The following is a 15,786-nucleotide window of genomic DNA, read 5'->3' on the forward strand; positions in this document are numbered from 1 at the left end:
CCGTAGCGAAGGTAACCCCGCAGTAACCGGCAAGCGGCTATGCGGGCGCATGGATTTCCGCATTGTCCTTGCCTGCGTCCTGATAGCCGGTGCCGCCGTGGGCGTCGCCTCGCCCGGGGGCCCGCTCGACCGGCAGGCCGACGGGGCTGCAACAGGCCCTGAAGCGGGTTCAGACCTCCCCCGGCTCGCCGCCGCACAGGTCGATAGCGGGTGGGCCAGTGCCGCCGTGCTGCAACGCGATGGCGACGGCCATTTCTATGCCGATGTCGTGGTGGACGGCCAATCGTTCCGCATGCTGGTCGATACCGGTGCCACCGTGATCGCGCTAACCGGCGCCGATGCCGAGGCCATGGGACTCACCTGGCATGACGACGAAGTCCGCCCGGTGGCGCAGGGTGCTTCGGGGCCGGTCGAGGGAGTCAACATCACCCTTTCGCGCGTGGCGCTCGGCGATCACGAGGCGAGCCAGGTCCAGGCCATCATCATTCCCGAAGGACTGGCTGTATCCCTGCTTGGCCAGTCGTTCCTCGGCACCCTGGGATCGGTCCGCATCGCCGATGGCCGGATGATCCTGGAAAGCTGACAGCCATGAACATGACCGCCCTCCTGCCGCCAAGCCTCCTGCCGCACCGCTGGCGCGTAAAGCGCGAGGCGGGCCGCCACAACGAGGCCATCCTCGGCATTCTCGACACGCCCCCGATCGTGCCCCGGCGCGACGGTCTGGTGATCTTCTCGATGATCGGCACCGCGGTGGTCCTGCCCTACCTGGTGGCGGTAAAGTCGCTCTGGTCGCAGCTTGGGCGCGGACGCATCGCGATCCTCGATGATGGCACGCTGACGGCGGCAGACCGGGCAATCCTGGCGCAGCATTGCGGTGATCCGGAGATCATGGCTATTGCCGATGTACCCACCCATCCCTTCCCGAAAGGGGGCACATGGGAACGCCTGCTGACCATCCTCGACCGGCGCGCAGGCGAATACTGGATCCAGCTCGACAGCGACACTGTCACCATTGGTGCAGTGCCCGAACTGCTAGATGCCATTTCGCGCAACCGCAGCTTCTGCCTTCTGGGCGGCGGCGATGCGGCAGTGGGCGCGCTGCCCGTGGCGGACTTCGCCCGTCGCCTCTATCCCGCAGGCCCGCAGGAGGGCCACGTCCAGACGCGGATCGAATCGCGCCTCGACACCGTTTCGCCGGACCATGGCTGGCGCTACATCCGTGGCTGTTCGGGCTTCACCGGCTTTGCTGCGGGGGGCGCCGGACGCGATCTTGCGCGCGCATTCCTGGCCGAAATGGAACGCCTCGTCGGCCACGAGGATACCTTCATCTGGGGCACCGAGCAGGTCGCCTCGAACTTCCAGCTGGCCAACGAGCGGGACGTGCTGGCCCTGCCCTATGGCCGCTACCTCAATTACTGGAATGAGCCTTGGAGCACGGATGCTGCCTTCGTCCATTTCGTCGGCACGCACCGCTATGACAACGGGGCCTATACCGCCGCCAGCCGTGCGGTGATCGACCGCCTCACAGCCTAGCTGACAATTCGCCGCCGCAATGCCTATATCAGGCAGATGGACCGGCGAACTTTCCTGACCACCTCCGCAATCGGCGCAGCCGCGCTGGCCTCGCCCTTGCGCGTGGCAGCCCAGCCGGGCCCCGATGGGAAAACCCGGCGGATCCTCGAAGTCGCACGCGCGGAGATCGCCCGCGCAGGTAACGCGCTGTGGCGGCGCGACATGGCGGCCATCGCCGACTTCGGTGTCCATTCGGCAATCCCCCGCTTCCATATCGCCAACATGGAAGCCGGGACGGTGCGCAGCCTGCTGGTGGCCCACGGCAGCGGATCGGACCCTGAGCATGATGGCTGGCTCAACGACTTTTCCAACCTGCACGATAGCTGGGCCACCAGCCGCGGCGCCTATGTTTCCTGGGAATGGTATGAAGGCCGCTTCGGCACCTCGATGCGGCTGGAAGGCCTCGACCCCACCTGCGACCAGGCCTACCCGCGCGCCATCGTGATGCATGCCGCCGCCTATGCCACGCCCGCCCATGTTGCCCGATGGGGTCGGGCAGGCCGGTCCAACGGCTGCTTTGCGGTTGGGCCGGAGGAGCTGTCAGGCGCGCTCTACCAGCTTTCGGGCGGGAGGCTGCTGTTCGCCGACCGGCTGGGTATCGGCGAGGACGGGAGCGACGTTACCATGCCACCGCAGGCCGCGATCGATTTCGCTGCGGTGGTGGCGCAAAGGCAGGCGGAGATGATGCAGGAGGATGCCGAAACGGGCATTCCGCCGCTCGGCGAGGAACTACCCTAAAGCTGCCTGCCGCTGGGTCGGGCAAGCGCGGCCAGCACCGGAGCATCGCGGCTGTAGATGTCGGCATATTCGACCAGCTGCCCGTTCTCGTCCACCCGCATGGTGAAATAGGTCAGGAATACCGGCACCTGCCGCGCCAAGGGCACGCGGGTATATGTTCCGCTTTCCGATATACGCATCGCTTCTTCGCTGCTCGCCCCTTCGCCGAGCAGCGAGATCGTGACCGCCAGTTCCATTGCGTCTTCCACCCGCACACAGCCATGGCTCAGCGCGCGGTTGGCATTGGCGAACAGGTTGCGGTTGGGCGTGTCATGCAGGAAGATCGCATGGGCATTGGGCATGTCGAGCTTCATCATGCCCAGCGCATTGCGCGGGCCGGGGGCCTGGACCACGCTGACAAAGCCATTGGCCCCGCGGGTGGCAGTATATCCCATGGTACGCGCCCAGGCGGGGTTGTCCAGCACCCGCCGCCCCAGCCCTTCGCCCACCACGATGGATTGCGGCACGGTCCAGTTGGGATTGAATATCACCCCTTCGACCATTTCGACCATCTGCGGCGTGGCATTGCGGCCCGGCTGGCCCACGATGGTGCGATAGGTGCGCAGCACCTCACCGTTGACGTTCAGCCGCAGCATGTATTCGGGCACGTTGACGATCAGGTGGATCCCGCCAAGATCGCGCGGGAGCCAGCGCCAGCGGTCCATGTTGGCGCGGATGCGGTTGCGCTTGTCGGTTTCGGACAGCGGCGTGATCGACAGGTGCGCGCGCAGGGCGGAATAGTCCGGACTGCTCGGCAGCAATGAATTGAGCGCACCGCGAATATCTCCGCTGGCAAGCGCACGCTGCATCACCGCCCCTGCCTCGATCTGTGCGGAGTCGCTGTCTTCCATCAGGTAGGCGCGCCGGGCGGACACCGGCGTGCGCCCGTCGCGGTAATCCTCGACCAGCCAGGTGAAGATCGCGGTCGCCACGCGGTCAAGCTCCGGCCCTTCCCCCGCAGCAATCGCGGCGCGCAGGGCATCGGGGCGGTAGTCCGCCGGATCGAGCCCTTCCATCGCCACGGCGGGAATAGCATCGAGCAGCGCCTGGGCGCGGGTAGCCGACCAGTAAAGCTCCGACGCCATGCGCGGGGCAATCGTGCGGCGCGCCGTGCCGGGCGACCATTGCGCCGCCATGACCTGCACCGCATCGCTTTCCAGCACCGGCGCAAAGGGCAGCGTCTGCGCCACAACGACCGGGCCGAGGAGCAGTGCGGACAGCGCGGCAAGTGCGGTGGGCAGGCGGCGGGCGTTAACCATTCCCTCCATGTGCAGCCCGGCGACGATTCTGGCAAGGCGCAGGGATTCGAGCAGCTTATCCGCGTGACCTTCATTCCGCTCGGGAATATGGGCCGTTGATGCATCGCCATGCACCGCCTGCAGCCGCACTCGGCCCCTTCCTCGCCACCCTGCTGGCGATTGCCCTGCTGACCCTGATGGACGGCTTCATGAAAAGCGCGGCGCTCGTGGTCGGGGCCTATTCCACCCTGGTGTTCCGGGGCGGCATGGGCTTCGTGCTGGCGGGCGGCCTGTGGTCGTTCCAGGGCATGCGCTGGCCGGAACGACCTGCCTTGAAACTGCACCTGGCGCGCGGCTTCGTGGGCGCGTTCACCGCGCTCACCTTCTTCTCCGCGCTGGTCCGCCTTCCACTTGCCGAAGCAATTGCCTTGAGCTTCATCAGCCCGCTGATTGCGTTGGCCCTCGCCGCGCTCGTGCTGAAGGAGCGGATCAAAGGCAAGGCCGTGACTGCCGCCGCGCTGGGGCTGGCGGGCGTGGTGGTGATCGTGGGCGGCAGGCTGGGGCGCGAGCGGATGACCGACGATGCGCAGCTCGGCATCATGCTCGTGCTGGTTTCTGCCGTGCTCTATGCCGTCAACCTCATCCTCCAGCGGCAGCAGGCGCAGGTCGCCAAACCACTGGAAATCGCTACGTTCCAGGGCGCGCTGACGGCGCTGGTGCTGTTGCCCGCAGCGCCACTATTCCTTTCCCCGCCCCAATTGCCCGCCACCTGGGTCACCATCGCGGCTGCCGCTGTCCTCAGCACTCTAGGACTGCTGCTGCTCGCCTGGTCCTATGCCCGGGCCGAGGCTCAGGTGCTGGTCCCGGTGGAATATTCCGGCTTTGCCTGGGCCGCGCTGTTCGGCTGGCTGCTGTTCGGCGAGGAAGTGCGCCTGACGACGCTGGCGGGCGCCACACTGATCGTGATCGGCTGCTGGATCGCCGCCCCGCGCCGCCACAGCGAACAGGTGGCCACCTCCGCTCCGGGGGTCGAGGGGACTTGAGGCAATATCAGTTGGACGGCGGATCGACCGGCTCGACCGGCTCTTCGGCTACTTCCGCCTCGTCATCCTCGCCAAAGCCCGCACTTTGCCACACCAGGCCCAGCGCTCCACCCAGGAACGCGGCCAGCGCCAGGGCCAGCGCCATGCGCCACACGCCGAATACCGGCTCAGGTCCGTCGGATCGCCCCAGCACCATGATAGGTGAAAAACCCCTCTCTTAACCGTAAACCGGCCTGTCCCCTTGACCTTGGGCCGTCAAAAGAGCAGTCCGCCCCGCAACGGCATCCCTTTTTACCAAGGCTGCCAAAACAGCAACATCATTCGGCCCCAATCGGCAAAGGATACGGCACTATATGACCCAGGTCGGCTCGGACACGCTTCAGACCCGCAGCACCATGGACGTAGGCGGAAAGACATACGCCTACTACTCGCTGGCCAAGGCAGCCGAACAGATCGGCGACATCAGCCGCCTGCCATTCAGCATGAGGGTGCTGCTGGAAAACCTCCTGCGATTCGAGGACGGTGGCTTTACCGTAGGGCGTGAACATATCGAGGCGCTGGCCAAGTGGCAGGACGATCCTTCCACCGGTGACGAGATCCAGTACCGCCCGGCCCGCGTGCTGCTGCAGGATTTCACCGGCGTGCCCTGTGTCGTCGATCTGGCCGCCATGCGCGATGCCATTGCCAAGCTCGGCGGCGATACGGCCAAGATCAACCCGCTGGTGCCGGTCAACCTGGTTATCGACCACTCGGTGATGGTGGACGAATTCGGTCATCCCAAGGCCTTCGAGAACAACATGGCGCTGGAGTACGAGCGCAATGCCGAACGCTATGACTTCCTGAAGTGGGGCGCGGTCTCGCTGCAGAACTTCTACGCCGTGCCGCCGGGCACCGGCATCTGCCACCAGGTGAACCTGGAGAACATCGCCAAGGGCATCTGGTCCTCCGCCGACCAGAACGGCGACCTGGTTGCCTATCCCGACACTTGCGTAGGCACTGACAGCCACACCACCATGATCAATGGCCTGGGCGTGCTGGGCTGGGGCGTGGGCGGGATCGAGGCCGAGGCCGCGATGCTAGGCCAACCGGTCTCGATGCTGATCCCCGAAGTCGTCGGCTTCAAGCTGACCGGCGCGATGAACGAAGGCGTGACCGCGACCGACCTGGTGCTCACCTGCGTGCAAATGCTGCGCGCGCATGGCGTGGTGGGACGCTTCGTGGAATTCTACGGCCCCGGCGTGTCGGAACTCAGCCTGGCCGACCGCGCCACCATCGCCAACATGGCGCCCGAATATGGCGCGACCTGCGGCTTCTTCGGAATCGACGACAAGACCCTCGATTACCTGCGCCTGACCGGCCGCAGCGAGGCAGACATCGCGCTGGTCGAAGCCTATTCCAAGGCGCAGGGCATGTGGTTCACGCCGGACAACAACCCGGTATTCACCTCCACTCTCAGCCTCGATATGGGCTCGGTCGTCCCCAGCCTGGCGGGCCCCAAGCGCCCGCAAGACAAGGTGGCGCTGCCCGATGTGGCCGAACTGTTCAACACCGACCTCGCCAAGGTCTATGGCAAGTCCGCCGCTGCCCGTGTTCCGGTCGATGGCGCCAACCACGATATCGGCGATGGCGACGTGGTGATTGCGGCCATCACCAGTTGCACCAACACCTCCAACCCCGATGTGCTGATCGCCGCCGGCCTCGTCGCCAAGAAGGCCAACGAGCGCGGGCTGAAGCCCAAGCCGTGGGTCAAGACCTCGCTGGCGCCGGGATCGCAGGTGGTTACCGATTACCTCATCAAGGCGGGCCTGCAGAGCCACCTCGATGCCATCGGTTTCGACCTCGTTGGCTACGGCTGCACCACCTGCATCGGCAATTCCGGTCCGCTGGCTGACCCCATCAGCAAGGCGATCAACGGCAACGACATCGTCGCCGCCAGCGTGCTGTCGGGCAACCGCAACTTCGAAGGCCGGGTGTCGCCCGATGTGCGCGCCAACTTCCTCGCCAGCCCGCCGCTGGTCGTCGCCTACGCTCTGAAGGGCACGGTCACCGAGGACATCACCACAACCCCGATCGGGCAGGACCGGAACGGTGCCGACGTGATGCTGGCCGACCTGTGGCCGACGACCCAGGAGATCGCCGACCTGCGCGCCTCATCCATCGACCGCGCCATGTTCGAAGCGCGCTATGCCGATGTCTACAAGGGCGATGCGCACTGGCAGGCGATCAAGGTTTCCGCATCGGACACCTATGCATGGAAGCCGGGCAGCACCTATATCGCCAACCCGCCCTACTTCGAAGGCATGGGCATGACGCCCGAGCCCGTCACTGACATCATCGAAGCCAAGCCGCTGGCGATCCTGGGCGATTCGGTCACCACCGACCACATCAGCCCGGCCGGATCGATCAAGGCCGACAGCCCGGGCGGGCGCTACCTGCTGGAAAACCAGGTCGCCAGGGCTGATTTCAATTCTTACGGCAGCCGCCGCGGCAACCATGAAGTGATGATGCGCGGCACCTTCGCCAACATCCGCATCAAGAACGAGATGGTCCCCGGCGTCGAAGGCGGCGTGACCACCTATGCCGGCGAAACCATGGCGATCTATGACGCGGCCATGAAGCACAAGGCCGATGGCACGCCGCTGGTGGTCATCGGCGGCAAGGAATACGGCACCGGCTCCAGCCGCGACTGGGCGGCCAAGGGCACGGCCCTGCTGGGCGTGCGCACGGTGATCGTGGAGAGCTTCGAGCGCATCCACCGCTCCAACCTCATCGGCATGGGCGTGCTGCCGCTGCAGTTCGCCGACGGTCAGAGCCGCGAAAGCCTGGGCCTGAAGGGCGACGACAGCTTCACCATTCGCGGCCTCGCCACGATCAAGCCGCAGCAGGATGTGACGGTGGACGTGGTGCGGGCCGATGGCACCTCGTTCAGCTTCACCGCGAGGTGCCGGATCGATACGGCCAACGAGCTGGAATACTACCTCAACGGCGGCATCCTGCACTATGTGCTGCGCAAGCTCGCCGCCTGATCGGCCAGCACGCAATGCCTTGAACGCAAATGGAAAGGGCGGCCCGCGAAGGCCGCCCTTTTTGTATTTGCACTATCGCTTGAAGCGCGTCAGGCCGCCTCGCGCTCCTCTGCGCCTTCGCCCTTGCGGCGGCGGCGGCGCATGAACACTGTGGCCGCGCCTGCGCCAAACAGCAGCAGCATGCCCGGCTCCGGAACCGGCGTACCCGAGGTGGTCCCCGACGTGCCGCTTGTTCCCGAGGTACCGCTCGTACCCGAAGTGCCACTGGTCGAAGAACTGGTGCTCGTGCTGGTGGACGACGAGGTGGAGGTGGAGGTGGAGGTGGAAGTCGATGTAGACGAGCTCGATGACGACGAAGTCGAAGAGCTGGAGCTTGTCGAGCTGGTCACATTGCCTGACGATGTGCTGACCGATCCGGTGGAGGTCGAAACACTGCCCGTTGAGGTGCTGACCGAGCCTGTCGAGGTGGACACGCTGCCCGTCGAAGTCGAGACGTTGCCCGATGTGCTAGTAGTCGAGACCGAACCGGTCGAAGTCGAAACGCCGCCCGTGGTGGAGCTGGTCGAGGAGCCGCCGGTCGAAGTCGAGGTGGACGAACCGCCGCTACCGCCCGACGAGGTCGAAGTGGACGAGCCTGTGCTCGAATTATCGATGTCGATATCGATGATGATATCGCCGCTCGATCCCGTGGTGCCGGACGAGCCGCTGGTGGAAGTCGAAGTGGTGGTGGACAGGTTGACGTTGGCACCGCCCCCGCTGCCACCGAAGAAGCCGCCGAAGAACCCGCCACCGAAGCCGCCACCGAAACCGCCCGAACCGCCGATGATGATCGGCTGGCCGCCGCCGCCGCCGCGAATGCCGCTTTCCTGCGGCAGGGGCAGGGGAAGCGCGGGGAGAGCAAGCAGTTCAGGCTCTGGCTCCTGCTCGACTTCAATCACGCGGCGGATGCGGCGCGTTTCGCGCTCGGGGATGACGCGGGCTGCCGGACGGTCCTTTACCAGGGTGAGTTCGGCTGCGTCCTTGTCGGACTTGAAGCCGACGACCGCTGCCTGCGGCTCTGCCAAGTGGACCGCGCCGCCTGCCGCAAGGGCAGTGCCCGCCGCAGCGGCCGACAATTTCGCAAGGGCCATTCTTACCGACATGAACAGTCTCTCTTCGCAATTCCCTGCAACCGGTCACGGCCAATTGCGGCCTTTCACGGTCTTCCAAGGCTTCAAAGAGACCTTCCGGGGCGCGATGGGCAATGCCAAAGCGGGGTTACGGAAGGGTGTTCGGGCGATTTTTCGCCGCATTTCCGGTGGTTCGGGCCGCTTTGTCCCACAATGGAACCGAAAGCAGCGGGATCGCGAACAAGGGTTAACGCGCTGGCGTCATTTCGATGGATCGAACAGACCCGGCTGCGATCCTGTCGGCGAATCGGCGGGTGGATTGAGCCCAAGGTGCTTCCAGCCGCCTGCATTGAGGCACCTTCCGCGGGCTGTGCGGGCAATCAGGCCGAGCTGGATGAGGTAGGGTTCAATCACCTCCTCAACCGTGTCGCGCGGTTCGCTGAGGCCCGCTGCCAGTGTCTCCACCCCCACCGGCCCGCCCCTGTAGATATCGGCGATCATGGTGAGGTAGCGGCGGTCCATCGCATCGAGGCCAAGGCCGTCGATCTCCAGCCGGGTCAGCGCGGCATCGGCCACCTTGGCCGTCACCGTGCCATCGCCCGCCACATGGGCAAAGTCGCGCACGCGCCTGAGCAGCCGCCCGGCCACGCGCGGCGTGCCACGGCTGCGACGGGCCACCTCGCGCGCGCCCGCGCTATCCATGTCCATGCCGAGCAAGCCGGCCCCGCGCGTCACCACGCGCATCAGCTCGTCCTCGGTATAGAAGGTAAGGCGCACCGGGATGCCGAACCGGTCGCGCAGCGGTGTGGTGAGCAGCCCTTGCCGCGTGGTCGCGCCCACCAGCGTGAACGGCGGCAGATCGATCCGGACAGACCGCGCCGATGGCCCCTCGCCGATGATCAGGTCCAGCGCGCGGTCCTCCATCGCCGGATAGAGCACCTCCTCCACCACCGGATTGAGGCGGTGGATCTCGTCGATAAAGAGCACGTCATGCGGGTCAAGGTTGGTCAGCAGCGCCGCCAGATCGCCCGCCTTGGCGATGACCGGGCCGCTGGTGGCGCGGAACCCCACACCCAGCTCCCGCGCCACGATCTGCGCCAGCGTGGTCTTGCCAAGGCCTGGCGGCCCGAAGAACAGCACATGGTCGAGCGCTTCGGATCGGGAGCGGGCAGCCTCGATAAACACCCGCAGGTTCTCGCGCGCGGCCGCCTGTCCGACGAACTCGGCGAGCGTCTTGGGGCGCAAGGCTGCGTCAGGGTCCTCGGGGAGGCGCTGGGGGGTGAGGTCAGGGTTGGTGGTCATACCGGATTGATCCGATACCGCCCAATCCCGTCATGCTGAACTTGTTTCAGCATCCATCGCGCCGCAGGCACGGAGCCATGCCCCGTGAACGCGCGCCTTGCGTACACTTTCTTGCCAGAAAACCGTTTGGTGCGGTTTATATCGGCGTCACTTCCGATCTTGTCGCCCGCATATACCAGCACCGCACGAGCGCCGTGCCTGGCTTTACCAGCCGTTATGCAGTCTATCGATTGGTCCATTTCGAGCAGTTCGACCGCATGGACGCGGCGATCGCCCGCGAGAAGCAGCTCAAGAACTGGCACAGGCAGTGGAAGGTGAACCTGATCCAGAGCGGAAATCCGGATTGGTACGATCTTGCCCCCGGTCTGGGTATTCCACCCCTTGCTCCGCGTGGACCGAGAAATGGATCCTGAAACAAGTTCAGGATGACGGGGGCGGTTAAGGCTTAGGTAGTTCACCCCGCCGCCCTCCGCAGCGCCACGCGGATCACATCGCCCTCGGCCGCGCCCTCGCCCAGTTCGGCAATCGCTGCAGCCACCGCGTTTGCCGCCACCAGCGGCTTGAAGCCGAGATTCTGCAGGGCGGAGACGGCATCGGCGCTCGCCCCGCCCCTGGGCAAGGCAACCCCACCGCCAAGCGAACCGCCGCCGGGCAAGGCGCCCGCCTTGTCCTTCAGCTCATTCACAATGCGCCCGGCCAGTTTCGGCCCCACGCCCTGCGCCCGCGCCACCGTGGCGGCATCGCCGCTGCCACAGGCATCGCGCAACTCGCTCAAGGACAGGGCAGACAGCACCGCCAGCGCCATTTTCGAGCCCACGCCCTGCACCGTGGTGAGGAGGCGGAACCAGTCGCGTTCGTCCGCACTGGCGAAGCCGAGCAGGCGCATGTCGTTCTCGCTCACCTGCAGGTCGGTGAACAGCGTGCAGGCCTCGCCCACCATGCCAAGGGCGCTCAGCGTCTTGCTGGAGCAGTGGACCAGGTAGCCCACGCCCTGAACGTCGATCACCGCCCAGTCCGCGCCGGTTTCGTCGAGCAGGCCCCGAAGTTTCGCAATCATGTAGCGTGCTTTGCGATCATGCTTTGTTCTTGCCGGATAGTTTGGCCAATTGCCAGTGGCAAAAGTGAGGACGCTCGCAGAGGCGCAGAGGCATAGAGGAGAAAGGGCGATGACGCCTTCGGCGCTGCTCCCGCTTCCCTGCGCCTCTGTGCCTCTGCGAGCGCCAAATATGGACACTGCCCGACACTTGCGCCAAAGCCATGCGCCATGAGCATGAACACATTCGGGCGGGTCTTCCGCTTCACCACCTGGGGGGAAAGCCACGGCCCTGCGCTGGGCGCGGTGGTGGACGGGTGCCCGCCGGGGCTGCTGCTGGACGAGAGCGTGATCCAGCCGTTCCTCGACGCGCGGCGTCCGGGGACGAGCAAGTTCACCACCCAGCGCAACGAGCCGGACCAGGTGCGCATCCTGTCGGGCGTGTTCGAGGGCAAGACCACCGGCACGCCGATCAGCCTGATGATCGAGAATACCGACCAGCGCTCCAAGGATTACGGTGAGATCGCCAAGGCCTATCGCCCCGGCCATGCCGACTATGCCTATGACGCCAAGTACGGCCATCGCGACTATCGCGGAGGCGGCCGGTCATCGGCGCGCGAGACGGCAGCGCGGGTGGCCGCGGGCGCCGTGGCACGGCTGGTGATCCCCGAAGTGCGCGTGCGCGCCTGGGTCGAACAGATCGGCGATGCCGCCATCGACTATGCCCGCTTCGACGAGGCGGAGATCGCCAACAACCCGTTCTTCTGTCCCGATGCCGTTGCGGCCAAGGAATGGGAGCGGATCGTGGATGAGGCGCGGAAGGCAGGTTCCTCCATCGGCGCTGTCGTGACTTGCGAGGCAACGGGCGTTCCCGCCGGATGGGGCGCGCCGATCTATGCCAAGCTCGATGCCGATCTCGCCTCTGCCATGATGGGTATCAACGCGGTCAAGGGCGTGGAAATCGGCGACGGCTTTGCCGCTGCCACCAACAATGGCGAAGGAAATGCCGATCCCATGCGCCCGGGTGCCGATGGCAAGCCGCAGTTCCTCGCCAACCATGCAGGCGGCATCGCGGGCGGGATTTCCACCGGACAGCCTGTGCGGTGCCGCGTGGCGTTCAAGCCGACCAGTTCGATCCTGACGCCGGTGGAGAGCATCAATTCCGCCGGCGAGGCGACCGATGTGCGCACCAAGGGGCGGCATGACCCCTGCGTGGGCATCCGCGGCGTGCCGGTGGTGGAAGCGATGATGGCGCTGGTGCTGGCGGATCACAAGATGCTCCACCGCGCGCAGGTCGGCTGAGCCTCAGCGATAGGCCGCCAAAGACAGCACGGCGCGTGAAAAGTCGCTGAACCATGCCGAGCCGACCACCATTTCGTGCACCGCGCCCTGGACGAATATCCAGCCCGCCCCGAACCACGTCAGCACAGCTATGCGGCCGGTACTGCGCCGCTCGTTCCACAGGGTCGCCGCAGCCATCGTCCACAGTGTCAGGTAAAGCCAGAAGGTGGGGATCGGATCATCCAGTCCCAGTGCGCGGAACCAGAAGCGGTTCACCCCCGGTGGCAGCACCGGCAGCATGGCCAGCAGCATCAGCGAGCGGTGGACCTGCGGCCGGCGCTTGGCATTGCGGATCGCCAGGGTGAACAGCACAGTGAAGCCGACGAAGGCCAGCAAGCCGAGGTAGAGGCCATCGGTCCCCGGATCGCGCCCGGCCAGCATTCCCGCCCGGCTGGCGATCAGTTGCAGGAACAGGCCGAGGATCATGATGGCCGTGGCATGGGCAATGCCCCACAGCCCTAGCGCCCGATGCAGCGTTACATTGCCCGCATTCACCAGGCCAGCCTGGACCACCAGCAGCAGCATCCAGCTAAGGAAAACGACACCATGCAGGTGCACGATCGGGGGCGAAGGCGGGAAATCGCCGCGCAGGGCGGGCAGCGCCGAATGCATCCCGAACCCGCCGACCACGAACAGGCACATCACGAGGATAAGGACGAGCGAGAAGGACGGCCGAAACCCCCGGTCCTGATTCATCCTCATCCCCTCCCCCTTGGCATTTCCGGCGGCACGCTGGGCGATTGCTGCAAAAAACGCAACACCTGTTGCACTAATCGAAACACTGCACGGAGGTGATCGCTTCAGTCGATCAATTCCATCGCAACAACCTGCTTTGTTGCGGCATATCAATGTCTATCTGCAGCTCCGGAATTCACAACGCCCGAACAAGGGCATTCAACCGGAGCAACATACAGACATGGGTATCATTGGCAGCACCATCCAGCCGTTCAAAGCCACCGCGTTCCAAGCCGGCAAGGACTTCTTCGACGTGACGGAAGCCGACATCGCCGGCAAGTGGGCGGTGTTCTTCTTCTATCCGGCGGACTTCACTTTCGTCTGCCCGACCGAGCTGGAAGACCTGGGCGAGCACTATGCGCAGCTGCAGAAGCTGGGCGTGGAAGTGTTCGGCGTTTCGACCGACACCCATTTCAGCCACAAGGCCTGGCACGACACCAGCGAGAAGATCGGCAAGTTGCAGTATGCTTTCCTGGGTGACCAGAACCACGTGCTGACCAAGAACTTCGGCGTGCTGCGTGAAGATTCGGGTCTGGCCGATCGCGCCACTTTCGTGGTCGATCCCGATGGCGTGATCCAGATCATGGAAATCACCTGCGAAGGCGTTGGCCGCAATGCCAACGAACTGACCCGCAAGATCCGTGCCGCGCAGTATGTCCGCAACAACCCGGGCCAGGTCTGCCCGGCCGCGTGGGAAGAAGGCGAAGCAACGCTGGCTCCCTCGCTCGATCTCGTCGGCAAGATCTGATCCTGCCGACCCGCTGATCCCGTCGAAAGCCGACGGGTCGCACGACGGTCCCGGGGGCTTCCCGCCTCCCTCCCTCCTCCCGCGGAGGCTCCCGGGCCGTTTCACTTTCAAACCCCGCCCCCACAAGGAACCCGCGATGCTCGATGCGACGATGACCCAGCAGCTGGCACAATATCTCGGCAACCTGCGCGAGGGTGTGGAGCTTGTCGCTAGTCTGGCTGACGACAAGCGTTCGGCTGACATGCGTGCACTGATCGAGCAGATCGCCGCGCTGTCGCCGCTCGTCACCGCCAGTTTCGATGGTGACGACGGCCGCAAGCCCAGCTTCGAAATCCGCCGCGCCAGCGATCATACGCGCGCCGTGCGGTTTGCCGGGCTGCCGATGGGGCATGAGTTCACGTCGCTGGTGCTCGCCCTGCTGTGGGCCGGCGGCCATCCTCCCAAGGTGGAAGCCGAGGTGCTGGAACAGATCGCCGCGCTGGATGGCGATTACGATTTCGAGATGTATTTCAGCCTGAGCTGCCACAACTGCCCCGGCGTGGTGCAGGCGCTGACGCTGATGGCCATGTTCAACCCGCGCATTTCCGCCACTCTTGTCGAAGGCGGCGCATTCCAGGCCGAGGTCGAGGAGCGCGGCGTGATGGCCGTGCCCGCCACCTTCCTCAATGGCGGAATGTTCGCCAGCGGCAAGATGGGCGTGGAAGAGATCATCGCCAAGCTGGATACCGGCGCTGTCGAACGCGCTGCCGCAAAGCTGGCAGAAAAAGCGCCGTTCGAGGTGCTGGTGGTCGGCGGCGGCCCCGCTGGCGCTGCCGCTGCGATCTATACCGCCCGCAAGGGCTTCTCCACCGGGATCGCCGCCGAACGTTTCGGCGGACAGGTGCTCGACACCATGGGGATCGAGAACTTCATCTCCGTTCCCTATACCGAAGGCCCCAAGCTGGCTGCTCAGCTGGAAGCCCACGTCGGCGAATACGATATCGACGTGATGAAGTTGGTGCGCGCCACCAGGCTTGAGCCCGCCAGGGAACTCGGCGGCTATCACGCGGTCCATTTTGACAACGGCGCGGTGCTGAAGGCGCGCAGCGTGATCCTGTCCACCGGGGCCCGCTGGCGCAATCTCGGCGTGCCAGGTGAGGAGACCTACAAGAACAAGGGTGTCGCCTATTGCCCGCACTGCGATGGTCCGCTGTTCAAGGGCAAGCGCGTGGCCGTGATCGGCGGCGGCAATTCGGGCGTGGAAGCGGCGATCGACCTTGCCGGCATTGTCGGCCATGTTACCCTGGTGGAATACGACGACAAGCTGCGCGCCGACGAGGTGCTGCAGAAGAAGCTGCGCTCGATGCCCAATGTCGACATTATACTGTCCGCCCAGACCACCGAAGTGACCGGTGACGGTGCGCGGGTGAACGGCCTTGTCTATCTCGACCGCACCAGCGGACTGGAGCAGGCCGTGGCGCTGGAAGGCGTGTTCATCCAGATCGGCCTGGTGCCCAACACCGAATGGCTGAAGGACAGCGGCCTCGAATTGTCGCGCCACGGCGAGATCGCCATCGACCATAAGGCGGCCACCAACCTGCCCGGCGTGTTCGCTGCGGGCGATTGCACCACCGTGCCTTACAAGCAGATCGTGATCGCCATGGGGGAAGGCTCCAAGGCTGCGCTTTCCGCCTTCGATTACCTGATCCGCAACGAGCGGGTGGAAGAACTGGCCGAGGCTTCCGCCTAAGCCAGTTCCAGCGGCAAAATCGATCAATGTCCGTCAATTAATCGGTTAGACTGTTTATCATCAAGCGGTCATTCTCCTCTCCTAGCCCACTTCAAGGGACTCGAGTCCCGGGCCGAAAGGCCATAGAACAGGA

The 15,786-nt window shown here is 65.2% G+C and carries 15 protein-coding genes; 9 read left to right on the forward strand and 6 right to left on the reverse strand.

Features of this window, described 5'->3' with window-relative positions; genetic code table 11:
• Positions 1-49 precede the first annotated feature (49 nt).
• The 3 genes from M3P36_RS10210 to M3P36_RS10220 are packed head-to-tail and all read left to right on the forward strand — an operon-like array spanning position 50 to position 2,310.
• Positions 50-583: a retropepsin-like aspartic protease family protein gene (locus M3P36_RS10210; RefSeq protein ID WP_249703158.1), complete on the forward strand. Its 534-nt coding sequence runs from the start codon at positions 50-52 to the stop codon at positions 581-583.
• Positions 584-594: 11 nt separating this feature from the next.
• Positions 595-1,533 (forward strand): hypothetical protein, encoded by a 939-nt coding sequence (locus M3P36_RS10215; protein WP_249703159.1) that lies wholly within the window; start codon positions 595-597, stop codon positions 1,531-1,533.
• 36 nt (positions 1,534-1,569) lie between these two features.
• On the forward strand, positions 1,570-2,310 hold the full coding sequence (locus M3P36_RS10220; protein WP_249703160.1) for a murein L,D-transpeptidase catalytic domain-containing protein: 741 nt from the start codon (positions 1,570-1,572) through the stop codon (positions 2,308-2,310).
• Here M3P36_RS10220 and M3P36_RS10225 read toward each other — a convergent pair.
• The gene (locus M3P36_RS10225; RefSeq protein WP_249703161.1) at positions 2,307-3,608 is read right to left on the reverse strand and encodes a L,D-transpeptidase family protein; all 1,302 of its coding nucleotides are present in this window, start codon (positions 3,606-3,608) and stop codon (positions 2,307-2,309) included. The genes M3P36_RS10220 and M3P36_RS10225 overlap by 4 nt on opposite strands.
• A gap of 98 nt (positions 3,609-3,706) precedes the next feature.
• On the opposite strand from M3P36_RS10225, the gene M3P36_RS10230 reads away from it, so the two are divergent.
• The gene (locus M3P36_RS10230; protein WP_249703162.1) at positions 3,707-4,630 is read left to right on the forward strand and encodes a DMT family transporter; all 924 of its coding nucleotides are present in this window, start codon (positions 3,707-3,709) and stop codon (positions 4,628-4,630) included.
• A gap of 7 nt (positions 4,631-4,637) precedes the next feature.
• Here M3P36_RS10230 and M3P36_RS10235 read toward each other — a convergent pair whose 3' ends face one another.
• Complete coding sequence (locus M3P36_RS10235; RefSeq protein ID WP_249703163.1) at positions 4,638-4,826, reverse strand: hypothetical protein; 189 nt, start codon at positions 4,824-4,826, stop codon at positions 4,638-4,640.
• Between the two features lie 157 nt (positions 4,827-4,983).
• Between M3P36_RS10235 and acnA the strand changes: the two genes are divergently transcribed.
• Positions 4,984-7,656, forward strand: coding sequence for an aconitate hydratase AcnA (acnA, locus tag M3P36_RS10240; protein ID WP_249703164.1), 2,673 nt, complete (start codon positions 4,984-4,986; stop codon positions 7,654-7,656).
• An 89-nt stretch (positions 7,657-7,745) separates the two neighbouring features.
• Here acnA and M3P36_RS10245 read toward each other — a convergent pair whose 3' ends face one another.
• Positions 7,746-8,786, reverse strand: coding sequence for a PEP-CTERM sorting domain-containing protein (locus tag M3P36_RS10245; RefSeq protein ID WP_249703165.1), 1,041 nt, complete (start codon positions 8,784-8,786; stop codon positions 7,746-7,748).
• 240 nt (positions 8,787-9,026) lie between these two features.
• Positions 9,027-10,067, reverse strand: a complete 1,041-nt coding sequence (ruvB, locus tag M3P36_RS10250) for a Holliday junction branch migration DNA helicase RuvB (protein WP_249703166.1) — start codon at positions 10,065-10,067, stop codon at positions 9,027-9,029.
• Positions 10,068-10,144: 77 nt separating this feature from the next.
• On the opposite strand from ruvB, the gene M3P36_RS10255 reads away from it, so the two are divergent.
• Positions 10,145-10,480 (forward strand): GIY-YIG nuclease family protein, encoded by a 336-nt coding sequence (locus M3P36_RS10255; protein WP_249703167.1) that lies wholly within the window; start codon positions 10,145-10,147, stop codon positions 10,478-10,480.
• Positions 10,481-10,521: 41 nt separating this feature from the next.
• Here M3P36_RS10255 and ruvA read toward each other — a convergent pair whose 3' ends face one another.
• On the reverse strand, positions 10,522-11,124 hold the full coding sequence (ruvA, locus tag M3P36_RS10260; protein WP_249703168.1) for a Holliday junction branch migration protein RuvA: 603 nt from the start codon (positions 11,122-11,124) through the stop codon (positions 10,522-10,524).
• Between the two features lie 207 nt (positions 11,125-11,331).
• Here ruvA and aroC point away from each other — a divergent pair, with 207 nt between their 5' ends.
• Positions 11,332-12,402 carry a chorismate synthase gene (gene aroC / locus M3P36_RS10265; RefSeq protein ID WP_249703169.1) on the forward strand — a complete coding sequence of 357 codons (1,071 nt, stop codon included), beginning with the start codon at positions 11,332-11,334 and terminating at the stop codon, positions 12,400-12,402.
• A gap of 3 nt (positions 12,403-12,405) precedes the next feature.
• Here aroC and M3P36_RS10270 read toward each other — a convergent pair whose 3' ends face one another.
• Positions 12,406-13,143, reverse strand: a complete 738-nt coding sequence (locus M3P36_RS10270) for a hypothetical protein (protein WP_249703170.1) — start codon at positions 13,141-13,143, stop codon at positions 12,406-12,408.
• Between the two features lie 214 nt (positions 13,144-13,357).
• Here M3P36_RS10270 and ahpC point away from each other — a divergent pair, with 214 nt between their 5' ends.
• Both ahpC and ahpF read left to right on the forward strand, forming a co-directional pair.
• A complete protein-coding gene (ahpC, locus tag M3P36_RS10275; RefSeq protein WP_249703171.1) occupies positions 13,358-13,924 on the forward strand; it encodes an alkyl hydroperoxide reductase subunit C in 567 nt (188 codons plus the stop codon).
• Between the two features lie 136 nt (positions 13,925-14,060).
• A complete protein-coding gene (gene ahpF, locus M3P36_RS10280) occupies positions 14,061-15,653 on the forward strand; it encodes an alkyl hydroperoxide reductase subunit F (RefSeq protein ID WP_249703172.1) in 1,593 nt (530 codons plus the stop codon).
• Positions 15,654-15,786 lie beyond the last annotated feature (133 nt).

The sequence above is a fragment of the Altererythrobacter sp. KTW20L genome (assembly GCF_023501975.1).
In the GTDB taxonomy this organism is placed as follows: Bacteria; Pseudomonadota; Alphaproteobacteria; order Sphingomonadales; family Sphingomonadaceae; genus Alteraurantiacibacter.

Coding starts and splice junctions, on each gene's coding strand:
- M3P36_RS10210 (WP_249703158.1), top strand. CDS start 50: ATGGATTTCCGCATTGTCCTTGCCTGCGTCCTGATAGCCGGTGCCGCC.
- M3P36_RS10215 (WP_249703159.1), top strand. CDS start 595: ATGACCGCCCTCCTGCCGCCAAGCCTCCTGCCGCACCGCTGGCGCGTA.
- M3P36_RS10220 (WP_249703160.1), top strand. CDS start 1,570: ATGGACCGGCGAACTTTCCTGACCACCTCCGCAATCGGCGCAGCCGCG.
- M3P36_RS10225 (WP_249703161.1), bottom strand. CDS start 3,608: ATGGTTAACGCCCGCCGCCTGCCCACCGCACTTGCCGCGCTGTCCGCA.
- M3P36_RS10230 (WP_249703162.1), top strand. CDS start 3,707: ATGCATCGCCATGCACCGCCTGCAGCCGCACTCGGCCCCTTCCTCGCC.
- M3P36_RS10235 (WP_249703163.1), bottom strand. CDS start 4,826: ATGGTGCTGGGGCGATCCGACGGACCTGAGCCGGTATTCGGCGTGTGG.
- acnA (WP_249703164.1), top strand. CDS start 4,984: ATGACCCAGGTCGGCTCGGACACGCTTCAGACCCGCAGCACCATGGAC.
- M3P36_RS10245 (WP_249703165.1), bottom strand. CDS start 8,786: ATGGCCCTTGCGAAATTGTCGGCCGCTGCGGCGGGCACTGCCCTTGCG.
- ruvB (WP_249703166.1), bottom strand. CDS start 10,067: ATGACCACCAACCCTGACCTCACCCCCCAGCGCCTCCCCGAGGACCCT.
- M3P36_RS10255 (WP_249703167.1), top strand. CDS start 10,145: ATGCCCCGTGAACGCGCGCCTTGCGTACACTTTCTTGCCAGAAAACCG.
- ruvA (WP_249703168.1), bottom strand. CDS start 11,124: ATGATTGCGAAACTTCGGGGCCTGCTCGACGAAACCGGCGCGGACTGG.
- aroC (WP_249703169.1), top strand. CDS start 11,332: ATGAGCATGAACACATTCGGGCGGGTCTTCCGCTTCACCACCTGGGGG.
- M3P36_RS10270 (WP_249703170.1), bottom strand. CDS start 13,143: ATGAGGATGAATCAGGACCGGGGGTTTCGGCCGTCCTTCTCGCTCGTC.
- ahpC (WP_249703171.1), top strand. CDS start 13,358: ATGGGTATCATTGGCAGCACCATCCAGCCGTTCAAAGCCACCGCGTTC.
- ahpF (WP_249703172.1), top strand. CDS start 14,061: ATGCTCGATGCGACGATGACCCAGCAGCTGGCACAATATCTCGGCAAC.